This is a genomic window from Blautia sp. Marseille-P2398, assembly GCF_964240315.1.
GTDB classification, from domain to species: Bacteria; Bacillota; Clostridia; order Lachnospirales; family Lachnospiraceae; genus Blautia_A; species Blautia_A wexlerae.
This window is the reverse complement of record NZ_CAXSTD010000007.1, coordinates 31393-51399: the sequence shown is the minus strand read 5'-3', so window position 1 is coordinate 51399 and position 20007 is coordinate 31393. Positions and strand designations below refer to the sequence as shown.

Below are 20007 nucleotides of genomic sequence, written 5' to 3'. Positions count from 1 at the left end.
ATCCTTATCTACATGGAACTAATATTCCGTTTGTACTATCATACCGATAAACATCTTCTGTCAGCACCTCGTCTTCTGCGGTCATATCTGCCATTGTTTTCTTTAATACTGCCTTCAGATCATCCACGTCTGCCGTTTCAGCAGCATGTATCATCACCTCATGTACACTGGTAAATACCGCATAAAAATCTCCATCCAACAATTCTGCCAAACGTTCTGCAACTCCCGGCAAAAATAATGCAGTCGCTCCATTAGTTTTTTCTCTGGTACTCATACAGTTTCCCAATGGTCCTTTATTCAACTCTGCAGTAATATCTGATCTATTCATAAATCCTTCACCATCATTCCCTAAATTGGAAATCATCTTCCACCAGCAATAAATTCTTGGCTCAGACATTTCCGATGTATTCTCCATCGCCAGTTGAAATACTTCTTCCTCGTTCTTATTCCATTTTTCTATCTGTGATTTACGAAGTTTTGTGCTGATAACTCCTCCTTTTGTTTCTCCAATCCTAAAATATACAGCCAAAGCTATATCGCCAATTTTCTTATATATTGCATCTTTCAGGTCCCTTTCATTTCTATTGAAATTAATTGCTCTGAGAATTATCTGTGGTTTTGCATCTTCAAAAGTTCTCAGTTTCTGTGCACTCATTAAAAATCCTGTTTCCTGTACCTGTTGAATTTCTCTGACAATATTATTAACTGCATTAGAAATAGTCTCCTCTCGTGGATCTTCTTCATATAACTCCTTGATATAAATCCCAAGCGCACCTACTTCTTTCTCTGATTCCACACACTCAATCACCAGACGATCGCCCGTTTCCGCATATTTCTCACCTTTTCTGCAAAGATATATCTTTTCTTCTGGTAACTGTAATCTGACCATTAATCTCTCTTTAAGTTCCTTAACAAATTCTTCGTATTTAATCATTACTTTTTCCTCCATTCATGCCACATGAGCACTAAAATCCATTTCATTTTCTGCTTCTGTCATATCAACTGCTATTTTGCTTTTAATTGTTTCATCCGTAGACAATGCTCTCTGAAACTCCGTACTGATCGGAGCATATTTCAATGCCTGTTTTATTACTGTCTTCTTTGCCATTTCCTCGTAATTGGTCTGCCACGGTGAATAAGAACTTCCAAACGCCTTAGAATAAGTTCTGGCAAAGCTATCCATATCTTCTTTACTCATACAGCTATAGCCATATCCTCCATTCTGTGTCTTAAATAAACCATAAAAATAGACCGGCTCACCTCTGTCAGAAGTTGCTGGTCTATGGATCAGTTTGGGATTCAACCCATATTCAAACTCAAATTCATCATTTTCATATACAGTCTGTGCCTGTATCGTCTGCATGTTTCCATTCCGATACGCCAATGTAATCAAACCTTTATATCCCATCTGAAATTGGCATTCCAACTGTCCTTTATTTTTATATGGAATCAAATATGCAAGCCCCAACGGTGTATTTACTTCCAGACCAAGCTGTGCCGCATTTAAGAGAGCCGCAATAAAACTCATTGGTGTACACTGTTGTAACTGCGGTGTATTATTTAATGCACTAAGGGCAATACGTGTAAACCGCTCTGGTGTAATCGCTGATGGTAATGCCTTTTTCAATTCCGGTGTCAGCGCTTTAACCATATCTGGAATGGACATATTCCGTTTTAGCTTTACATTTTCCTCTGATGGTGTCTGTAACTTATCCGCCTGTTGTGACAGTTCCTGCTTCAAGTCCACTTTCTCTGTTCTTGGCATTAATCTCCTCTCCTTTCCCTTATGCCGCAGGTTCGTATTTTACCTGAAATCTTCGACTGCTGCTTTTCTTTAAATAAGTTTCATAAATATCTGGTTTTTCTGCCTTTAGTTTATTGGTATCCAGACGATTAACACTGGTTTGTGACCATGAAATACGATAATCTGGCGCAACTGCTGATACAGCACTACCCATTTGTAATTTTATCTTCTGATCTATCGTCGTCTTTTCCTTTGTCAGCTTCTCAATCAGATGATCCAGTTCTGAACGTCTATGTAATTCTTTTTCCATTCCAAATAACTGAACTTCCTTTTTCTCGTCTGCATGGAAAGTATCCTGCAACATTTGGGTATAATCATCACTTCCATCTGGCTCTGGAGGATTTTTCTTTTTAACACGTTCAAACCAGAAATGTTCTTCGATTTTAATAAGACTGCGGATTGTTTCTTCATCCCTTTCAATTTTTCTGATTACAAAGTCTCTTCCATAAATTAATGCCGCCACATACCAGCATTCATATCCAGAAACTGCCAGATAATGCTGCACCTGTAAAAGATAACTAAGAGGCACTGCACCATCTTTCCATTTTTCTGCTGAATATGGACTCACTGTTTTGCATTCCAGACCTGCTTTCTGCCCCACAATCAATCTGTCGAAATCTGCAAGCATCCAGTTATATTTTTCATTCTGGAAAATATAATTTGCACGCTTAACTCTCATTCCTGTTTCTTCTGTAAATCTTTTTGCCACATATTCTTCTAAGTCCCTCCCCTGCTTCATAGCTTCATTATCCGGGATTTCTTTTATCTTTTCTGCAATCTTATCCTGATACACAGAGAATGCACTTACATATGGATTCATTCCGGCGATTGCTCCTGCATCACTTCCACATATTCCCTGTTTTCTGTATTTAAGCCATTCCTCTTTAGGAAGCCCTATTGTTGATACCAGACGTTTCATATTCATTTTCCTCACTTTCTGCCTGCATATATGCTGTAATAATCTTATCAATGGTATTTGATACATTTTCATCCATTGACCTTTCCTGTCTAATCCATTTCTGATAAAAATACATCAGAAGATTAGGAAAAATGAGAAGAATCTCCACCCCTTTTTCTGATATGTCCTCACAATGCCGAATTGCTGATCTGGAAAGTTTTTTATAGGTTTCTACTTTTTCTACATCATCTTTAAATGTACCTGTTCTTTTTCTCAGAATATTTCTGCAATACTGACTACATTCCATTTCAATTTTATCCCTCAATAGTTTCCTTTTATCCATCTCTGTCCTCCTATGCTGCGCAAAGCATCTGATAAGCCTTGTCAATCAAAGGATTTCCTTCTACTGTTCTGGAGAAAAGGTTCTCTTTGAAATTCTTTGTCCTCCGAATAGGCTCAGAATGAGTCGCAAAATCTGATACTGCATTTACAAAACGGTATGCATTATTTCCCACATCTTTCAGATCGGGTGCATCAAAATATCTTTTCTGCATATCCTCCCGGAGTCGGTTAATGTTTCGGACATGAAGAGAATTATCTTCGTTTTCATATGGAAGAAGCAGCTTTATATAATCCATAACCTGACGGTCTGTTAATTCAATCTTTCTAAGATTTTCAAACTCTCTTCCCAATCTGGACATATATTTTTCTGCCATAAATAATGTCTGTTTTGCTTCTTCCATTTTTCCCTGCACGTCTCCTGTATGCACCATTGACCATGAGCGTTTTGCCGTTGATAAAGCAAGATTCAGAGTATTATTGCATACTACACGAATTGGCGTAACTGCCACTTTAATTGCCCCTGAACCATCATGGGTATTACTGAATACCAGATAAGGACTAATCTGTTCTCCATTAATAATGAACTCTCTTGGCATTCTTGCCAAAATCCATACCTTTCTTCCATCCAGAAGTGCTCCTGCGGTCTCGTAACGTACACCTTCTCCAAGTAATCCATCTGTAAAAGCAAAGGCTTCATCATTCTGCACTACCTTATAACGATCTGTAACAACGCCAAGCACTTTATCATCCAAATCTCTTACGTTGGCTTTATATCCTGGGATAAGCAGGTTATTATCTGTATAAATTGGTTCCTGACGAACTTTCCAGTTTAATCCTGCTAATTCCAGTGCATCTTCCGAACCCGGAGCTTCCATCACTCTTGTTCCTAATCCATGCCACGGGGTTTCTCTTACATAAAACATAGTTTCTACATTTGCTGCCATTTCGCTGTCCTCCTTAGTGTTTTCTTGTGATAATCTCAATAAGTTTCTCTGCTGCAATCCTGATAATAATGACTAATTCCACGCGTAAGCCCTCCATTCTTGTATTTTTGCGCATAACAAAACAGAACCTCGAATTGAGGTTCTGCTCATTAATCACTACTATAATATGTAACTGAAATAATCTGTTTTACATTATGGCATTCCTACCACATATGTCTCATTTGTTCCATTATTAGACCAGTAAATATTTACTCCACCATCATAAAATGTCATCGTTCCACACTCTAATACAGTGCCTTTCCTGTCACTTATAATTTTCGCCGTATCTTCTGATATCTGTTCCAATCCATAAGTAATAACTCCTCCTGCATCTGGAGAAATCCTTTCACTCTTACTCACATCAAGAATGCCGTCATATGACGAATCAGATGCATACACCTTAATGATTCGATAAGTATCTGGATTCGTATAATATCCTCCATATTGGTTAACTAAATTTCCCGTATTCTCATATAAGTTTGACGGTTCTGACTGTTCATTGGACGGAACACCATAACCAGCATCACTGCCATTAGTACTTAAACATTTACTCAGGAAGTTAATATTATACAGCTCAACTTCTGACAGACAGGATTCGTCAAAAGATTCATCTGGAATATACCATGTTTTTTCAGCAAACAATTCTGCTACCTCTGGTGTTTGAAAAACATATCCATGTCTTGCATATATTTCATTGATTCCATATTGGTACATCCAAGCCTGATACTGCTCTGAATATCCCTGAAATTTATAATTGGAAGAATCAGGAAACAAATAGCCATCTGCTTTACTGGTTCCATTAAAATCAACGATATAATTAGGCATTCCATTTAAATTATCTTCCTCATTATCCTGAGACATTCCATCTCCCTGAAAAGATGACTGTATGATTGGCGAATCATTACTATAATATTCCCCGTTTCCTACGTCTCCTTCCATAACCGTTTCAATCAATATCTGATTATCCTGTTTCGTAATACGATCCACTTTCTGATATCCCATATGACCATAGACACAATATATTCCATTGTTATCATCTGCTGTATATAGCAATACTGGATTAGAAAAATTTCCAATAGATTGTGGCATTCCATTTTCCAATGTATATACGTAATTAGTCCAATCAGCATCACTTTCTCCAAAAGAGATAATTAACTCCTTTGTTCCATCCTGATCAATATCATACAATGCATAGTTTCCATTTTTGTCATATGTCGCAGCTGTATCTTCAATTACTTCCGCATAGGAACTATATTCCGGCATAGAGGAATAATCTACAGCTGAATCCGTTTCTGATGCTGGCACCGTTACAAAACAACAAGTCAGAACACTAACTGTGCACAATACAGCTTCCATCATTTTTATCCATTTTCTTATTACTCTTTGTTCTTTCATTTTAATCCCCTTCTACGTTTTTTATTTCATTATACACTCCAAGTATGTCATAATTTGTCTCTATAAATTTTTTCATATAAACCCAAATCCTGAATCAACAAAAAAATTTTTCGCCCGAAGTACAATAATAAATTTTGAAATACCCAAAACTTTAAAGTATTTTTCGCCCGGATTTTTTCAAAAACTTTTTTTAAACTTTATCAAAAATCCTTTTTCAGGCATATAATTTCGAAAAAATTTTTTAACTTTTTTCAAAATCCGGGCATTCAGCAGTTTTCCCTACTTTTATCCAACCATTTGTTTAATAAAAGACCCATAGCTTTCTTCATCTCATTTTTCTATGGCCTTCGATTCTAATAATCTCTAGAATCCCCCCTGATAGTGATTTTAATCACTACATCACTCCCTGCTAATAGTGATTCCCTATTCTTTCCTTTGCATTCATTCTAATCATAAAAACAACATGGAATTTTCGCTTAATATATGTATTTTTCTTGAATAAGTTCTGCTTGTTCAAGCGGAAAATTCGTAAAGGCCCAAACAACAGCATTTTCTCTTAATAGCCGTGCTCTCCCTATTGCTTGTAACAATTCCCCTTCGATATACCAAAATTGAATGCGTTGCAAGTTCAAATCCTTATATGTCATAAACCTAAACTCGAAGATTCCTTTTTTCACTCTTCGATCATGTAATGTTTCTGTTATATCATACCCCAATAGCATTGCCGTATATTTGTACAATGCTTCCGGTTTATGCGGTGTACCCACAACTGCAATATTTTTCCCCTTTAGCTCATCAAAGCCTTCTGTTTTGCCAAAATAAATCTGTAAATCTCTGGTTGCATATTCCTTAAATGTAATAAGTGGAACTACATTTTCGGTAACATTAAAAACAGCGTCTGTTACTTTCTCAAAAGTTAATTTTCTTATGTTTTCTCTGCTTAATGGAGCGTGAGAATATTGAATCAGTCTTCCCACATATTCTACTTTAGGAATCTCTCTAAATTTTACTTTTCGATTTTTGCAGAAATCTTGGTACATTTTTTCATCAGCTGTTGCAGACAAAATTGTCATTTTTACATCTGGAATTTTTATATCATCTCCCCATATCAAAGATCTTGTATATCTGTCTACAATAAAAAAACGAGCTAAAAGTAAAGAAAGTACTTCTGCCCATTTTATACATTCTCGAATTCTATCATTATTTACTTTTATGGGCGCTTCATTCAGAATAATTTCTTTTTCTTCTGCCTGATTTAATATATTTTTTATCGCTCCCACAAAGTCTAATGGAAAGTCACTATATTCACATAATTGCCTTAGTGCATCAAGACTTATACTTTTTGTATAATTCATAATTGTGCGCAGTAAATCCTCATCCACAATAACTTCATATTTTTTCAATAGTTTTTTGGGCAAAGCCAAAAACATTGCGTGTGTTGTTACAACAACTTTTTCTTCTGCTATCAAGCTTGGTTGTTCCATAGACATTCTTATTTTTTCTTTTAGTCCTTGTGATATATTCCCATTGATATCAAGATTTTCCCTTATCAGTACTTTGGCAAAATCTGTACGATTAGCTTTATATGCCTGCTCAACTCCTTCTATTTCAATATTATTATTTTCCAAAATTACTTTAGTACTTAATGTTGGATATGCTGAAATATTCATTTTCAATAATTTTTTTACTACCTCATCCTGTAATTTTAATGTAGGCACAACAATCATAAAATTTTTTTCTGGATTATCTGAAACCATTTCACAATATATGGAAGTTTTCCCTAATCCAGTTTGTGCTTTTATTATATGAATATCATTATCTTGTGATTTTATTGATTCTTTTAACGCTTCTCTTAATCTTTTTTCCGCATTTTCCAACGAAATATAAGACAACACTTCCGCATTTTTATAAATTTTTTTATCCTGCAATTTACTTAACATATTCGTTGGTTCTCCACACACTTTGAAGTATGGGCACTTATCAATTCCACATTCTTGTGAGGAATATTCCTGTTTGCTAATATAATCCCACTGTGCCTTCCATTTCTCCTTATCTGCTTCAACAATCCCCTCAAAAAATAGAGATTTTCCACCATGAAGCTGATACAGGTTTGTCGCTAACAAAAATTTTTTTCCATGCTCCAAATCAGCTCCATTGATATGCTCCTCAAATAATTTGCAGAATTGACTAATCTTTTTTTCATCAATTTTTTGCTTTCTCTGTTCTCTATTTTTCTTTTTAAGTTTTTTACAGTTCTGCTTTTCATCTATGCCAGATCGTTTAAAAACTAAATTTCCCCAAATATAATCATCCGGCAAAACAACAAGTTCTCTTGCAAACTTTCGATTATAGACCGGAAAAATGCTTTCATTGGTTTTAAGCCCATACTTCTTTGAAATATTAACGATTTTTCTCCTAAAATTTCCACTGTCGTCTTGTTTCAACCTGGCATGCGCAGCTAATATTAGCTTTTCAATATCTAACACTGCTGAAAAATCTGTATAAAACAGCTCTTTTCCTCCATAAAAAAGTCTTGAACAATCTTTACATTGATTATCAGTTTCCGGAAAAACCTCAAAAAACAATACCAAGATAAATTCTGCTATGTTACTATCCGTAATAGGTTTTTCCAACACAAAAACAGCTCTAAATTTTTCAATAGCTTTCGTTGATGAAAACGTATGATATAAAAACGCTGGATGCAAGTCATATTCTTTACACCGACATAAAAAATCTTCACTGGATAAGTTATCATCTATATCAATTGCGAACACACTTTGCTGTAAAAAAGAATCCTTTGTTTTATGTTTAGCACCATCTTTAAATACTGCAGGCGTAAAACTATGTCCATACTGTCCGACAGCTTCTGCCAATTCCTCTACAGTTATCTCACATTTTAATCTAAGAATTCTATTAATAATACATGGTGTTTGGTCCGTCATTTTTTTGGTATACCCTTTATTATCTACATATAACAAAACTTTCATTCTATGACTCCTTTTCATAGTATTTATAAAAATGATGATTTTTGGGAATTTGTTTATTTATTATATGAGTTTTCCAACTTTTCATCATTTTTACTGTATTTGTTACACATTTTTTAATTAAAAAATCTCTACTGTACTGACAAGTTGATTCTTGAAACAATCTTGCAGGCTAAATTTTTTATTTCAAGGCAGAGGAAAGAGGTGTAGCCATCGCTACACCTCCTGATGACAGCATTGAAATAAAAAACTTAGATGCAAGATTGTTCGAGAAATCAACTTGTTGGTACACTACTTTGTTTATTATATTCTGTACAGTTTTAGTGATATATTTTCATACTCATAGAAAAACATAATATTAAAAAATAAGATTCGAGGTAAAGTTCTATGAATAATTTATCCTGTATCCTACCGTTCAGTAATAGTGAGATTATACCAGAAGTAATGACGGTCGATGATGTATCCCAATATTTATGTATTGGAAAAAATACTGTGTATGAACTTCTGCACAGTAATCAGCTTAAAGGCTTTCGAATTGGTAAATCATGGAGAATCAGCAAAGACGCTTTAAATCTTTACATCAAAAGAAGTTCCGGCTTACTGTAAAACAGTAAGCCGGAACATTTTGTCAATAAGAAATTTCTTCATTTAATTCAAGGCATATCAAAATTTTTCACCAACATTTCTCTCGCCTCTTTATGTCCTTGAACTGCAGCTTTTCTATACCACATAAGAGCCTTTGATTTATCTATTGCACATCCTCTTCCAAAATCATAGCTTATCCCCACTTTATATTGAGCCTCCATATTTCCATTTTCAGCAGCTTTTTCATACCAAAAAAGTGATTTTTGCTTATCTTTCTCGCATCCGTATCCAAATTCATAACATTTTGCAAGTTTACATTGTGCCGGCTCATATCCAAGTACAGCAGAATCCTCATAATATTTTACTGCCATTCTCTGATCAACCTTGCACATCTTTCCTAAATAATATCTATCCCCCATAACAAATAACTCTTTTGCTTTCTGATTTGATATATCTGGTATATCCTTATGTAATTTATCATGCAAAAAATCATTTGCTTCCAAAACTGAACTACTAATTGCATGACTATTTACAATATTTTTCTTTGCTTCTCCATCTTCAAGAACCATTTTTACTTTACACATTCTATATAAAAGCGCAACTAATAATACTGTGTTTTCTGTTATAATTTTTTCGTCTTGTGTAAAATATTCCCAATCCGTTTTATTATTAATCATCACAATATTTTCAAGATTGTTCATATGATCCTTATAGTTTAATTCTACTATTTTTAAGCTATTATTAAACTTTTCAGCTGCGCTATACAACTCTTTTAAATAAGAACATATTTCATCAACTATTTTTCCTTCCTTCGCTGCTTCAGCATATACTTCATCTGCCTGTTCTGATACTGAATTTCCTGCTTTATTGAAAATAAATCCACCTAATAATAGCCCAATTCCAAGAGTAGAAGCACCTAACACCGCACTTCCCAAGGCAATTCCACCTCCTCCAGCAGCTATAGAACCACCTCCTAAAAATGCCAATGTTGCATTTGTCGCAGCTGCTCCGGAAAGACTTGCAATTGCAGTACCTGTTGAAGCACTTCCAAGTGCAGTTACTGCTGCAGTAGTTGCACCGGCAGCTGCAAATCCTCCTGCTGTTCCTAATGTAGCTCCACCAAGCGCCCCAAGAAGAACTCCTGCTCCTACATACGCTTTCTGTAATTCTTCCGGATTATATTCAGGCAAGTTAATATTCTCTTTTTTATATCCCTTAAATTCTGGTCTATTCTGTATTCTTTCTATGATATCGGAAAATCTCTCGAAACTCTTTAAAATTTCAAGTTCTCTTTTTCCAACTTCATCCATCAATGTGCACGTAGCCCTATTTTGATTTTCAAATTTATTTATATTATTTTTATGACGTATTTCCGCTAAATTCTTCGTTTCATTTGCATCTTTTATTTTAGATATTCCCTGAACTGTATCCACTACGCCTTTTCCCCCTGCAACAACACCTAATGCTGCCAATATTACTGGTACCATATCACTTTTTCTCCTCTTTTTTCATTTTCTCACATATTTCATAATTAGCTTTATAATACACTTCTAATGACATTTCTTTTTTCAAAAATCTGTCATAAAATTCATCGACTCTGCAAATCAAGGGTCTTGAATCATAAATAGAGCATATACTCTTTTTCAAATATTTACAGGTTCCGTCCCCTCTATCCAGTTCAACATACACACCCGTTTTATTAAGGTTTCTACAACAACATCCACATTTATCACATTTGAACACTATTCAAATACCAACTTTCCTTGTTTATTTGACATATGTGTATCAAAATCCCCATTCCATGGCTTCTTAATTCCTATTTCCTCAAATTTTTCAAGTAATAATTTATTCAGTTCTTCTTCTGAATTTGCCTGAGAAAATATTTTTATCGTCTTTTCGAATTTATCAACTTCTTTTTTATACAACACCAGATCAATCTGCTTCAGTTGTTCCAAATATTGTGTCAATAATTCATTGATTCTTTTGTACGCATTAAGCTGTCTTTGAAGAGCATCTGTCATTTTTATTCTAATACATACTTCTTTTAAAACTAGAACCGCAAATCTTCCCCATGCACATAAGTTCATACGCATAAAATACAGTAGGAAATTACCGCCCGATCTAATTCCTGCATCTATTCCATCCAGGGCACATAACGTTCCAGTCCCTATAAGAAGCATCACTCTCAAATCTGCATTTTTAGAAGAAGGAATACATTCTTTAAGTGGTCTGTGATACTGAAAATGTCTTCTCAGTGACCAAATGAGCCGAATTGTAAACTCTGTGACTACTACCGGTATAGCCTGTGTCATTCCAAATCTGAAATCATAGCTCATTACTGCCGAATTTTTCTCTGGTTGATATGTAAATGCCATTTGTGCAATCTCAGCTAAAGTTTTTCTCTCTTCTCCGACTTTAAATTTTCCAAAATTACAGAATCCAAAGAATTCATAGAAAGGCATCGTAATTCCCATTCCTCTATTATGATTACCACTGCTGCCAGCTACATCTGACATTAAATGTCCAAACCAATTTGCTATACCACACATTATTTTCATTATAAAATTTTCACCTTTTAGTTCAAAAGTATCACTTTCAATCGTGATCAATTGACCGTCCGCAATAAATGATGAAGTCATAGTAAACTGATTTAAAATCGAAAAAAATAAACCAACAATATCCGGAGAATGCCCCAGTGACATCATATGATGCATTTTAGCCGATATTTCAAATGCTCCATCTACATCAACAGTTCTTCTCTGGTCATAGTTCACTCTAAAATTACGCTCTAAAAATCCAATTGCAGAATTAACATTATTTTCATTTTCATCTTTTGGATTCCATTTCATTTTTTTTGCAAAAGCCATGACTGCTTTATCAACCTGCTGATCCGTCCACTTTCCTAAGATTCCCTCTCCCGGCATACCTACCAGAAAAATATCCATTACGCCTCCAATAGCTCCACAAGCTACTGCAGCCATATAATCATACTTATCGCATTTATCATCATATTGTAATAAATTTCGATTGGCTTCACTTGCTTCAATTAAATCACTTTTTTTATCAGTAAACACATCAATTCCTCCGCTCTGTCAATCTGTAACAATATACAACTATGGTTACACCCACTCAAGTCCTTTTTGCCCTTTCAACCAGATTTCTGCACCATTCCCCACAACTTCGGCACTAATCAGATATTTCTCATTTTCTTTTTCAATCACTTTTGCTGTAGGTATTTTATCAAGCACTGCGTCTAATGCCAAATCATTACACCAGAATTTCAGTCTTTTCATTTCTCCACCCCACATTAACGGAGTTTGATTACGAAACTCTTGTTCTTTAAATTTTTCCGAATATGGAATTTTGAAATGTTCATTTAATACTTCCAACTTTTCAATTCGATCTATGCGATAAATCGTTGGTATACTGGTTTTGTTATGTTCCGATGATGCCCCATCAATAGCCGCCAACATATAAAAGTAATATTCTGAAAATAACACACCTAAGGGTTTCAGTATTCTCTCTACTTTTTTATGTTTCTCCAAACGCTGATATAGTATCTTCACTTTTCGTTCATATTCCGCTGCCTGAGCAACTTCCCATAATATATTAAGCAGATTTTTTCCATGATTCGGTCCCTGATAATTTATTGCTTCATTTGCGAGATACTTCTTTATTTCTTTTCGCTTACTTTCATCGCCGCAAAAACTTAGCAGATATTCCATAACCTGATTCATTTCTACACATGACAATCCTTTACTTCCCAAAAGTATTTTCGCTATAGCAAAAATTTTCTGATAATCTGATAATGTATCTTCCTTTTCTGTCATGTAATAGCAATTACGATTTCGATCATAAACAACTTCTTTCCTAATCTCCCCATCTACTGATTTTTCAGCCAGATAATTTCTGATTTCTGTTATATCTCTTTTAAATGAACGATCTGAGACCCCGGTAGTATTAATTTCATCTTTCAAATAAATGATTTTTCCACTGGACAATCTATCATACAAGCTAAGTACTCTGCGCATTTTATTGTACTCAGAATCCATAAATCACATCACCTTCTATATTTTTTCTCTAGCCTTATTATATACTTTAGGTATGTCATTATTTGTCTCTGTAAAGTATTTTCCATATAAGTCTGAATATTGTCTAAATATATACTATAGTATCGGTTACTAAATAAACTTTATCATCTCGAAGTACAGAAATCAAGCCGTTACTATATATTAAGGTGATTAAAATGAATAATAATTATAGTATCGGTCGAAAAATCAGGGAACTACGCCATCATTGTGGATTTACGCAGGAAGAATTAGCTTTTCGTGCAGATATTTCATCTGTCTATCTCAGGCAAATTGAGAAAGATGACAGAAATCCAACCATATCAACGGTTTTGAAATTATGCAACGCTTTATCCATTCAACCTTCGGAACTTTTTGAACTGGAAACACCCATTCCTCCTTCATCAACAGAAGAACAAATCGTTGCTTTTCTTTCTGACAAAACAGAAAACGAAAAGAAAATTGCTCTTGAAATTTTAAGAACGGCCTTCCAACTTAAGTCCTAATAATTCGTATCTACTACTGTTAATCATATTATACCGTAGTCCATTCTGCTCTTCTTAGTTTTTTTATTGCTTTTAGCAACTGTAATTAATTATCTCTAAAATGACAAAAAATAAAAATATATGAAAGAACAAGGAGGAAAGGCGTTTGACCTTTCCTCCTGTTCTATATCTTTCCTAAAGATTATATTCTTTATATAACTGCTCACGTCTTTTAGCATCTGTTGATACAATCGGAATTTCTTCCGTTCTCTGTTCTTGAATTAATCGAGTAATCAAGCTTCCAAGTCGAGTTTCTCCCTGAACCTGCCCAATTTTAGTATATTTTAATTGCTTCACCCCTTGCCTGTCCGATTGCCTCTCCTTCTGCACGTCCAATTGCTTTTCCCTCTACTTTAAGTCTTTCAGATTCCAGTTCCAGAACTTTTCCTCCAATAATATCACTTATTCCTTTCCGAACATTCTCTTCTTTTCGTAAGATATAGGGTACATTATATATTACCAGTATTTCTTCACATAATTACTGGCATCTTCTTTAGATAAAGAAAACTCTTCCATTATATTTTTTACAGCAGCTTCCTGGTTAAGTTTAAATTTTTTACAGGTTTTAATTGCACCAGCAATCATGCCTTCCTGAAGTCCCTCAGCTTTAAGTCTTTCAGATTCCAGTTCCAGAACTTTTCCTCCCATGATATCACCTATTCCTTTCCGAACATCGTCTTCCTTACGGAAAATATAATCCGCAATCTTTACAATTAGCTTTGTCAAATCTGTATACAGTTCCGATTTACCTGTCTCTGTCAGTTCTTTCTCCAGATTTACCCGGATTTCTTCGTATTCGTTTAAGAGTACCTGAAATAATTCTGGATTGTTATTAAAATCATGTCCTTTTTTCTCGTATCTCATAATATAAAATGGCAACAGCATCAACAGATTTTTCTCAAAGATACTGTCTTTTGTATAATCAGCCATTTTTATAGTAGGTATGGAATATAAATATGTATTTCCATCTGGAAAAACTACATCTGCTTCCAGATAGTCCGGCGTATTTCCAGAGCTTCTCAGAAATAGTACACAGGACTTTGGAAATTCTATCCGGTATCTGCGTCCCTGTTTCTCTGCATGTTCTATGCCGATTGCAAAATCATACTCAATCATTCTAATTACCATTGTCGTATCATCTGTGCTCTGGCATTCGATATGATACATTTTCTTTCCGATCAGCAGACAGGAATCTGTAATGATCTCTCCATCCTCCAGCTGATGTTCATTGCGAAGCTGTGTGATCTTCACATCTTCCGGATATGATGTATGGAATACTTCATTGATCAGCGGCACTGCCAGATATGGCATCTTCTCGATCATTGTACGAAATACATCATCAAAAATCGTATTATTCATATAACACTCCTTTTTGTACTTACATTATAGCATTTTAACGGGTTTTATTGAATACTTAATCTCTTTGAAATTATGTATTTTTATCTTTGGAATCAGTGGCAGATACTGCCTGAAAAATCACTTATTAGAAAATTTAGATTACTGCTTACATCCTATACTATATAGCATTTACATTCATATGGCAAGTCCAATTTGGGCAGTTATTTATTTAATCTTCCTTATCTCCATTATTTTCTATGGTATAAGCGTTTTTCCCATGAACTTTAATACATAATTCGTCAAATTGAATGTTTCTGCAATACCGAATTAGTGTCGATTCCGACGTACCGGAACAAAGGTTATGACTTTACGATCACTTCCTCCACTGCCTATGATCACAAATGGATCTATGGCAGGAATATCTTTGCCAGCATTGACCGCATTGTAGATGAACTGTTTGAGAATTATCTTTCCAGACCAAATGTACGTCAGCCAATCCTTACTCAGTACTGTGACGGCAAACAGGTACAATGCCGAAACAGAGGATGGATGACACAATGGGGAAGCAAGGCACTGGGCGATCAGGGATACTCTGCCATTGAAATCCTACGGACTTTTTACGGAAATGATATGTATATCAATGTGGCGGAAGCAATCTCTGGCATCCCCGCCTCCTGGCCAGGATATGATCTGGATATCGGTACATCTGGAAATAAGGTAAGGCAGATCCAGGAACAGTTAAACACAATCGCAGAAGCTTATCCAGCTGTCCCTGTTGTCACCGCAGATGGAATTTACGGACCTGAGACCCAAAATTCCGTCAGGATTTTCCAGAACATTTTCGGTCTGGACCAGACAGGAATCGTAGATTATCCAACCTGGTACAAAATTCAGGAGATCTACGTGGCAGTCAGCAGGATTGCTGAGTTGCGTTAGGGTTGTAGCAAAGCAGACAAAATATGCGCATCAGCCTGCAAAGAACTGATGCGCAAGAATATATCACCTATCCCTTTCCCTTTTCAGATATCATCTTTTTAAGATTACCTCATTCCTTATAAATTTTCGACAACTACCTTGCATTTCTTCTTACAAAAAGCAATTCCATATGCCAGAATATCATTTCTGTCCTCATTACGAAGCCGTTCATCATAACGCAGCTCCCGAATCTGGTTCATTGCTTTTTCACAGGCTTTTTCCAGTCCGACATAAACTCCTGATTTCGTTATCTGAAAAAATTATAGCACCATTGTATTTCTATGTTTCTCTTATACGTTTTGACTACATTTTGTATTCCGCAATCGCAGTTCTTGTTCTAAGTTTTCGAGCAGTTGATCTAATATCCGGATTACTTCCATCAACTGTTCCTTTTCCAGATTATCATAATATACTCCTGCCAGCACAGACACCGGTTGTTTGACAAGTTCCCATATTTGCTCAGCCCATTTTCTGGTAATGATATCTTCTTCCGGCGTTCTTTCAAGGTTATATCTGCTGCCCGTAAAACGCGATTATCACTGTACCCGCTTACGATTCCCGCCAGAGTTTTCATACTGCATGGAATCACGATCATTCCCATCGTACGGTAGCTTCCACTCGCCGGACCTGCACCGATGTTATAGTTATCATGTACCTCGTCCGCAAGAGCATATAGCTGTTCCAATGTATAATCTGTCTCCTGCTCCAGCGTCATTTCCGCACCTTTTGTCACAATCAGATGTGTCTCTATTATTTCTTTATACTGCTGCAGTTGTTTCAGCAATTCTATTGTAAGGGGCGCTCCGGAAGCCCCACTCATACCGATGATAAGTCTCTTTCTCATCTTTCTTCCTTTCCTGACTCTTCCGTTCATATTAAAATATGTTTAAAAAATTTTCCAACAATTTGCACAAATTATACCCGTTCGTTTCCTATTTCCTTCGCAATTCTTCTTTTCACATGGATTATTCCAACAAAGAATACGTAAGAAAGAATCCTGTCCAAAAGACTGTTACATCACAGAAACATTGCAGAATAATCTTCTATGATATAAAAAGCTCCCCTCAGTATCACAAATAATAATCACTGAGAGGAGCTGTAATTTCAGAACAGCAGAGCTGTTTTCTTATTAAGATATCTTCTTAGATTAAGAATTTTCTTTCCCAATCTTAACTTTACAATGTTTCCGATAACAGGCAATGCCATAATTTACAATATTCTTCATCCCGTCACTCTTTAACCTTGCAGCATACTGACGTTGTTCAATCTGTTTCAGAGCTTCTGTACAAGCTGCCTCCATTCTGTCTTCCTGAGCATATTTCATCTCGATCACCACTCCGACACGATTCTCCGGAACTTCCAGTAAAATATCACAATAACCTTCACCAGATTCTATATTCGACCAGACAGCCCAGTTCTCCATATGACTTAGCAGCCCCAGCAAAACTCCATGATAAAAATTTTCTTTTCTTCCCTTAACTGCCGTATCCCGAATACTGATTGTATTCCATAAATAGTCGTTAAACAAATCTTCTATCGTTTCTGCATCTCCATCTGGAAAAGCCATGCATAATTTATCAAGCTTCTTTACATCCTCAGATGACTTTTCCTGAAACCATTCCCTGATCTGAAGTTCAAACAATTCTTTAATTTCTCTGTTAGGAATTGCCAGACGTAACTTTCTGCTGTCTATTCTTTCACGTTGTGTTAAATACCCTGTTGTAAAAATTATACTCCAAAGATTCTCAATGGATTTATCCAGTTCATTATATGTCAGTTCCTGTTTTATTTCTTTTATAACCGTTTCTCCCGAAATCAGGTTTTCGATTTCATCTCTCGTCTGTTTATTCGCTTTATCTATAAAACGACTCACAATGCTGTTGCTGCTGGTATTAGACCAGAAATCTTCTGGTATCGCATCAGGATCTGCACATAAATTTCTGCAATAACTGATCACGTCCCAGGGACAATACACTGCTTTCTTTCCAAACTGATAACCATCATACCATTCCCTGATTGTTTCATGGTAGTCAGAAAGCCCAAAATATTTCAGCATTTCTGCGACCTCATCATCTGTAAATCCAAAGAACTCATCAAACTGTACACTCGTAATCGAAAAAACATTAAAATTATTTAATCCTGTAAAAATGCTTTCCTTCGCAATTCTCAGGCATCCCGTAAGTACTGCAAAAAACAGGCTCGAATTTGTCTTCAAAACATTTCCAAACATGTTTCTGATCAAAGATACCATCTCGTCATAATATCCATACTGGAACGCTTTATCTAATGGCACATCATACTCATCAATCAAAAGAACCGCTTTTTTTCCATAATGTTTCTCCAGTAATACAGTTAATATAAGCAGCGCCTTCTCCATTGTGGCATCAGACATTTTGAAATCGCCATGATCATCAACGACAGTCAATGCTTTATAAGAGTTTTTTTCTTCCTCTGTAAGGCGGCTGCTCTCTGCCAGAGCACTAAGTCTCCACGCCTCCATTCCCAGAGTATTCTTCAGCGATTTCCGGGCTGACTCAAAATTTAATCCCTCCACATTCTTCAATGTAAGCGAAATTACCGGAAACTTTCCCATATATTCTTCACACAGTTCTTTTTCACGGGATACCTTCAGTCCATTAAACAGCGATTTATCACATCCGATTTCCAGAAATGACTGCAGCATATTCATATTCAGAGATTTTCCAAAACGGCGAGGACGTGTAAACAGATTCACTTCTCCCCAGTTATGAAGAAGTTCTGTTATCATTTCTGTTTTATCCACATAGTAAAAATTATGCCTGATTATTTTTTCAAAACTATCTATTCCAATTGGCAGTTTCTTCCTGTTCCGCATATTTTTCATCCTCCTTCATTACCAGATTTTGCAAGTCAAACGGATATTCGCAATCCGCATTCGGTTAAAAAATCCCCCGAAAAACAGCTTCCCTGATTTTAGATAATGATAACATGAAACATTTGTAACGTAAAGCAGGAGTTACTGCCACTTCGAGCCCGACTAAGCCAGAAATAATAACAGCAATTTTTATTTCAGACAGGAATTATTTATGCTAAAATATACCTAATTATAACAATTCCGACGTAATTTCCTAAGCATAACAAAACAGCAGCCATTGCGGTACTGTTTAGAGTATCTCACAATGGCTGCCTGTCTGATATCACAATTTCATTTGTTATTTCTTATACCAGAATTTCTTACATTTCACCAGTACCTTTCCATCCGGAGCATCTGTCATCATTCCAATTTTGAACCTGTAATTTTTTGTCTTTCCAGCCGGAATATTTACATTGTAGGTTTTGGTCGGTGTTGCAGTTTCATCCAGTGGTATCTCAAAATACATCGTTACCTTTGTAATCGTATAACTGGAAGTATTCTGCATACGGGCAGTTATATACAGCTCTCCTGTGTTCGGATTGTACTCATATCCCTTGTAGCTGACTTTGAGCTGGTTTAGCTTAGGTGTCGCTGACTTATACCAGAACGATAAGCATTTTACCTTCGGCGCTTTATATGGCTGCTGAGTCATTTTTCCAATATAAACCGTCTTATTCACTGTCTTTCCGGGATTGATCGTTACACTGAAGGTCTGGGTTATGGTTCCATCCTCCATAATAGGTATCTCATATCCCATCTTCACTTTTGTAATCGTGTAACTCGAAGTATTTTTCAGACTCAGCTTCAGATATAACTTTGCTGTATCATTGTCATATTCGAATCCTCTGTAAGTTACTTTAAGCTGTTTGGCAGTTGGCTTGGAAGCAGCTGATGCTACCCTTGGAAAAAATAAAAGTACTGCAACTGCCGCCAGAAGAAAAAATACCAGATAACTTCTACATTTTCCTGCAAATCGATTTTTCATACTCATAAAAATCTCCTCCTCTCTTGATGTGCCATTATAGTTTCAGGCAAATATCAGGAAATACTTTTGATACACCTGATATTTTTTTCAGATTTATTATATATTTACAATACAATATCAGGAAGAAATTTTCTATTAACTATTGGTTAGTTTTTTATAAGCGCCATTACAGTCATCTATAATTTTGATTGTAATTGACCTAAAAAGAAGCAG

At 35.7% G+C, this 20007-nt stretch carries 18 protein-coding genes and 1 pseudogene; 3 read left to right on the top strand and 16 right to left on the bottom strand.

The features are described from left to right. Window positions 1–4 precede the first annotated feature (4 nt). From ACESZG_RS09470 to ACESZG_RS09440, 7 genes are all read right to left on the bottom strand, one after another. Window positions 5–934, bottom strand: a complete 930-nt coding sequence (locus tag ACESZG_RS09470; RefSeq protein ID WP_368210604.1) for a DUF5688 family protein — start codon at window positions 932–934, stop codon at window positions 5–7. A gap of 15 nt (window positions 935–949) precedes the next feature. Then, a complete protein-coding gene (locus tag ACESZG_RS09465) occupies window positions 950–1765 on the bottom strand; it encodes a recombinase RecT (RefSeq protein WP_368210606.1) in 816 nt (271 codons plus the stop codon). Window positions 1766–1784: 19 nt separating this feature from the next. Then, complete coding sequence (locus ACESZG_RS09460; RefSeq protein WP_368210608.1) at window positions 1785–2723, bottom strand: YqaJ viral recombinase family protein; 939 nt, start codon at window positions 2721–2723, stop codon at window positions 1785–1787. Next, window positions 2689–3045 (bottom strand): hypothetical protein, encoded by a 357-nt coding sequence (locus tag ACESZG_RS09455; RefSeq protein ID WP_349081079.1) that lies wholly within the window; start codon window positions 3043–3045, stop codon window positions 2689–2691. Before ACESZG_RS09455 ends, ACESZG_RS09460 begins: the two co-directional genes overlap by 35 nt. A gap of 10 nt (window positions 3046–3055) precedes the next feature. Beyond that, the gene (locus ACESZG_RS09450; RefSeq protein ID WP_368210611.1) at window positions 3056–3988 is read right to left on the bottom strand and encodes a DUF932 domain-containing protein; all 933 of its coding nucleotides are present in this window, start codon (window positions 3986–3988) and stop codon (window positions 3056–3058) included. A 192-nt stretch (window positions 3989–4180) separates the two neighbouring features. Beyond that, complete coding sequence (locus tag ACESZG_RS09445) at window positions 4181–5422, bottom strand: YARHG domain-containing protein (RefSeq protein ID WP_373218035.1); 1242 nt, start codon at window positions 5420–5422, stop codon at window positions 4181–4183. 476 nt (window positions 5423–5898) lie between these two features. Further along, window positions 5899–8409: a DEAD/DEAH box helicase family protein gene (locus ACESZG_RS09440; RefSeq protein WP_368211022.1), complete on the bottom strand. Its 2511-nt coding sequence runs from the start codon at window positions 8407–8409 to the stop codon at window positions 5899–5901. 384 nt (window positions 8410–8793) lie between these two features. Between ACESZG_RS09440 and ACESZG_RS09435 the strand changes: the two genes are divergently transcribed. Further along, window positions 8794–9012 carry a helix-turn-helix domain-containing protein gene (locus ACESZG_RS09435; RefSeq protein WP_373218033.1) on the top strand — a complete coding sequence of 73 codons (219 nt, stop codon included), beginning with the start codon at window positions 8794–8796 and terminating at the stop codon, window positions 9010–9012. A gap of 47 nt (window positions 9013–9059) precedes the next feature. Here the strand turns inward: ACESZG_RS09435 and ACESZG_RS09430 are convergent, their stop codons facing one another. From ACESZG_RS09430 to ACESZG_RS09420, 3 genes are all read right to left on the bottom strand, one after another. Further along, on the bottom strand, window positions 9060–10478 hold the full coding sequence (locus ACESZG_RS09430) for a tetratricopeptide repeat protein (protein WP_368211023.1): 1419 nt from the start codon (window positions 10476–10478) through the stop codon (window positions 9060–9062). 255 nt (window positions 10479–10733) lie between these two features. After that, a complete protein-coding gene (locus ACESZG_RS09425; RefSeq protein WP_368211024.1) occupies window positions 10734–12065 on the bottom strand; it encodes a hypothetical protein in 1332 nt (443 codons plus the stop codon). Between the two features lie 45 nt (window positions 12066–12110). Then, window positions 12111–13043, bottom strand: coding sequence for a helix-turn-helix transcriptional regulator (locus tag ACESZG_RS09420; protein WP_368211025.1), 933 nt, complete (start codon window positions 13041–13043; stop codon window positions 12111–12113). 194 nt (window positions 13044–13237) lie between these two features. Here ACESZG_RS09420 and ACESZG_RS09415 point away from each other — a divergent pair, with 194 nt between their 5' ends. After that, window positions 13238–13564 carry a helix-turn-helix domain-containing protein gene (locus ACESZG_RS09415; RefSeq protein ID WP_368211026.1) on the top strand — a complete coding sequence of 109 codons (327 nt, stop codon included), beginning with the start codon at window positions 13238–13240 and terminating at the stop codon, window positions 13562–13564. A 495-nt stretch (window positions 13565–14059) separates the two neighbouring features. Here the strand turns inward: ACESZG_RS09415 and ACESZG_RS09410 are convergent, their stop codons facing one another. Next, window positions 14060–14962: a hypothetical protein gene (locus tag ACESZG_RS09410; RefSeq protein ID WP_368211027.1), complete on the bottom strand. Its 903-nt coding sequence runs from the start codon at window positions 14960–14962 to the stop codon at window positions 14060–14062. A gap of 324 nt (window positions 14963–15286) precedes the next feature. On the opposite strand from ACESZG_RS09410, the pseudogene ACESZG_RS09405 reads away from it, so the two are divergent. Continuing rightward, window positions 15287–15877, top strand: a pseudogene (locus ACESZG_RS09405) (peptidoglycan-binding protein); the annotation flags it as partial. Between the two features lie 116 nt (window positions 15878–15993). Here the strand turns inward: ACESZG_RS09405 and ACESZG_RS09400 are convergent. The 5 genes from ACESZG_RS09400 to ACESZG_RS09380 all read right to left on the bottom strand — a co-directional run bounded on the left by ACESZG_RS09400 (window position 15994) and on the right by ACESZG_RS09380 (window position 19800). Further along, window positions 15994–16116 carry a PD-(D/E)XK nuclease domain-containing protein gene (locus ACESZG_RS09400; RefSeq protein WP_242857138.1) on the bottom strand — a complete coding sequence of 41 codons (123 nt, stop codon included), beginning with the start codon at window positions 16114–16116 and terminating at the stop codon, window positions 15994–15996. A gap of 90 nt (window positions 16117–16206) precedes the next feature. Beyond that, a complete protein-coding gene (locus ACESZG_RS09395) occupies window positions 16207–16347 on the bottom strand; it encodes a hypothetical protein (RefSeq protein ID WP_368211028.1) in 141 nt (46 codons plus the stop codon). Continuing rightward, entirely contained in the window at window positions 16296–16760 is a 465-nt protein-coding gene (locus ACESZG_RS09390; protein ID WP_368211029.1) for a UbiX family flavin prenyltransferase, read from the bottom strand. Before ACESZG_RS09390 ends, ACESZG_RS09395 begins: the two co-directional genes overlap by 52 nt. Window positions 16761–17063: 303 nt before the next feature. Beyond that, window positions 17064–18770, bottom strand: a complete 1707-nt coding sequence (locus ACESZG_RS09385; protein ID WP_368211031.1) for an AAA family ATPase — start codon at window positions 18768–18770, stop codon at window positions 17064–17066. 337 nt (window positions 18771–19107) lie between these two features. Beyond that, the gene (locus tag ACESZG_RS09380; protein ID WP_008707645.1) at window positions 19108–19800 is read right to left on the bottom strand and encodes a hypothetical protein; all 693 of its coding nucleotides are present in this window, start codon (window positions 19798–19800) and stop codon (window positions 19108–19110) included. Window positions 19801–20007 lie beyond the last annotated feature (207 nt).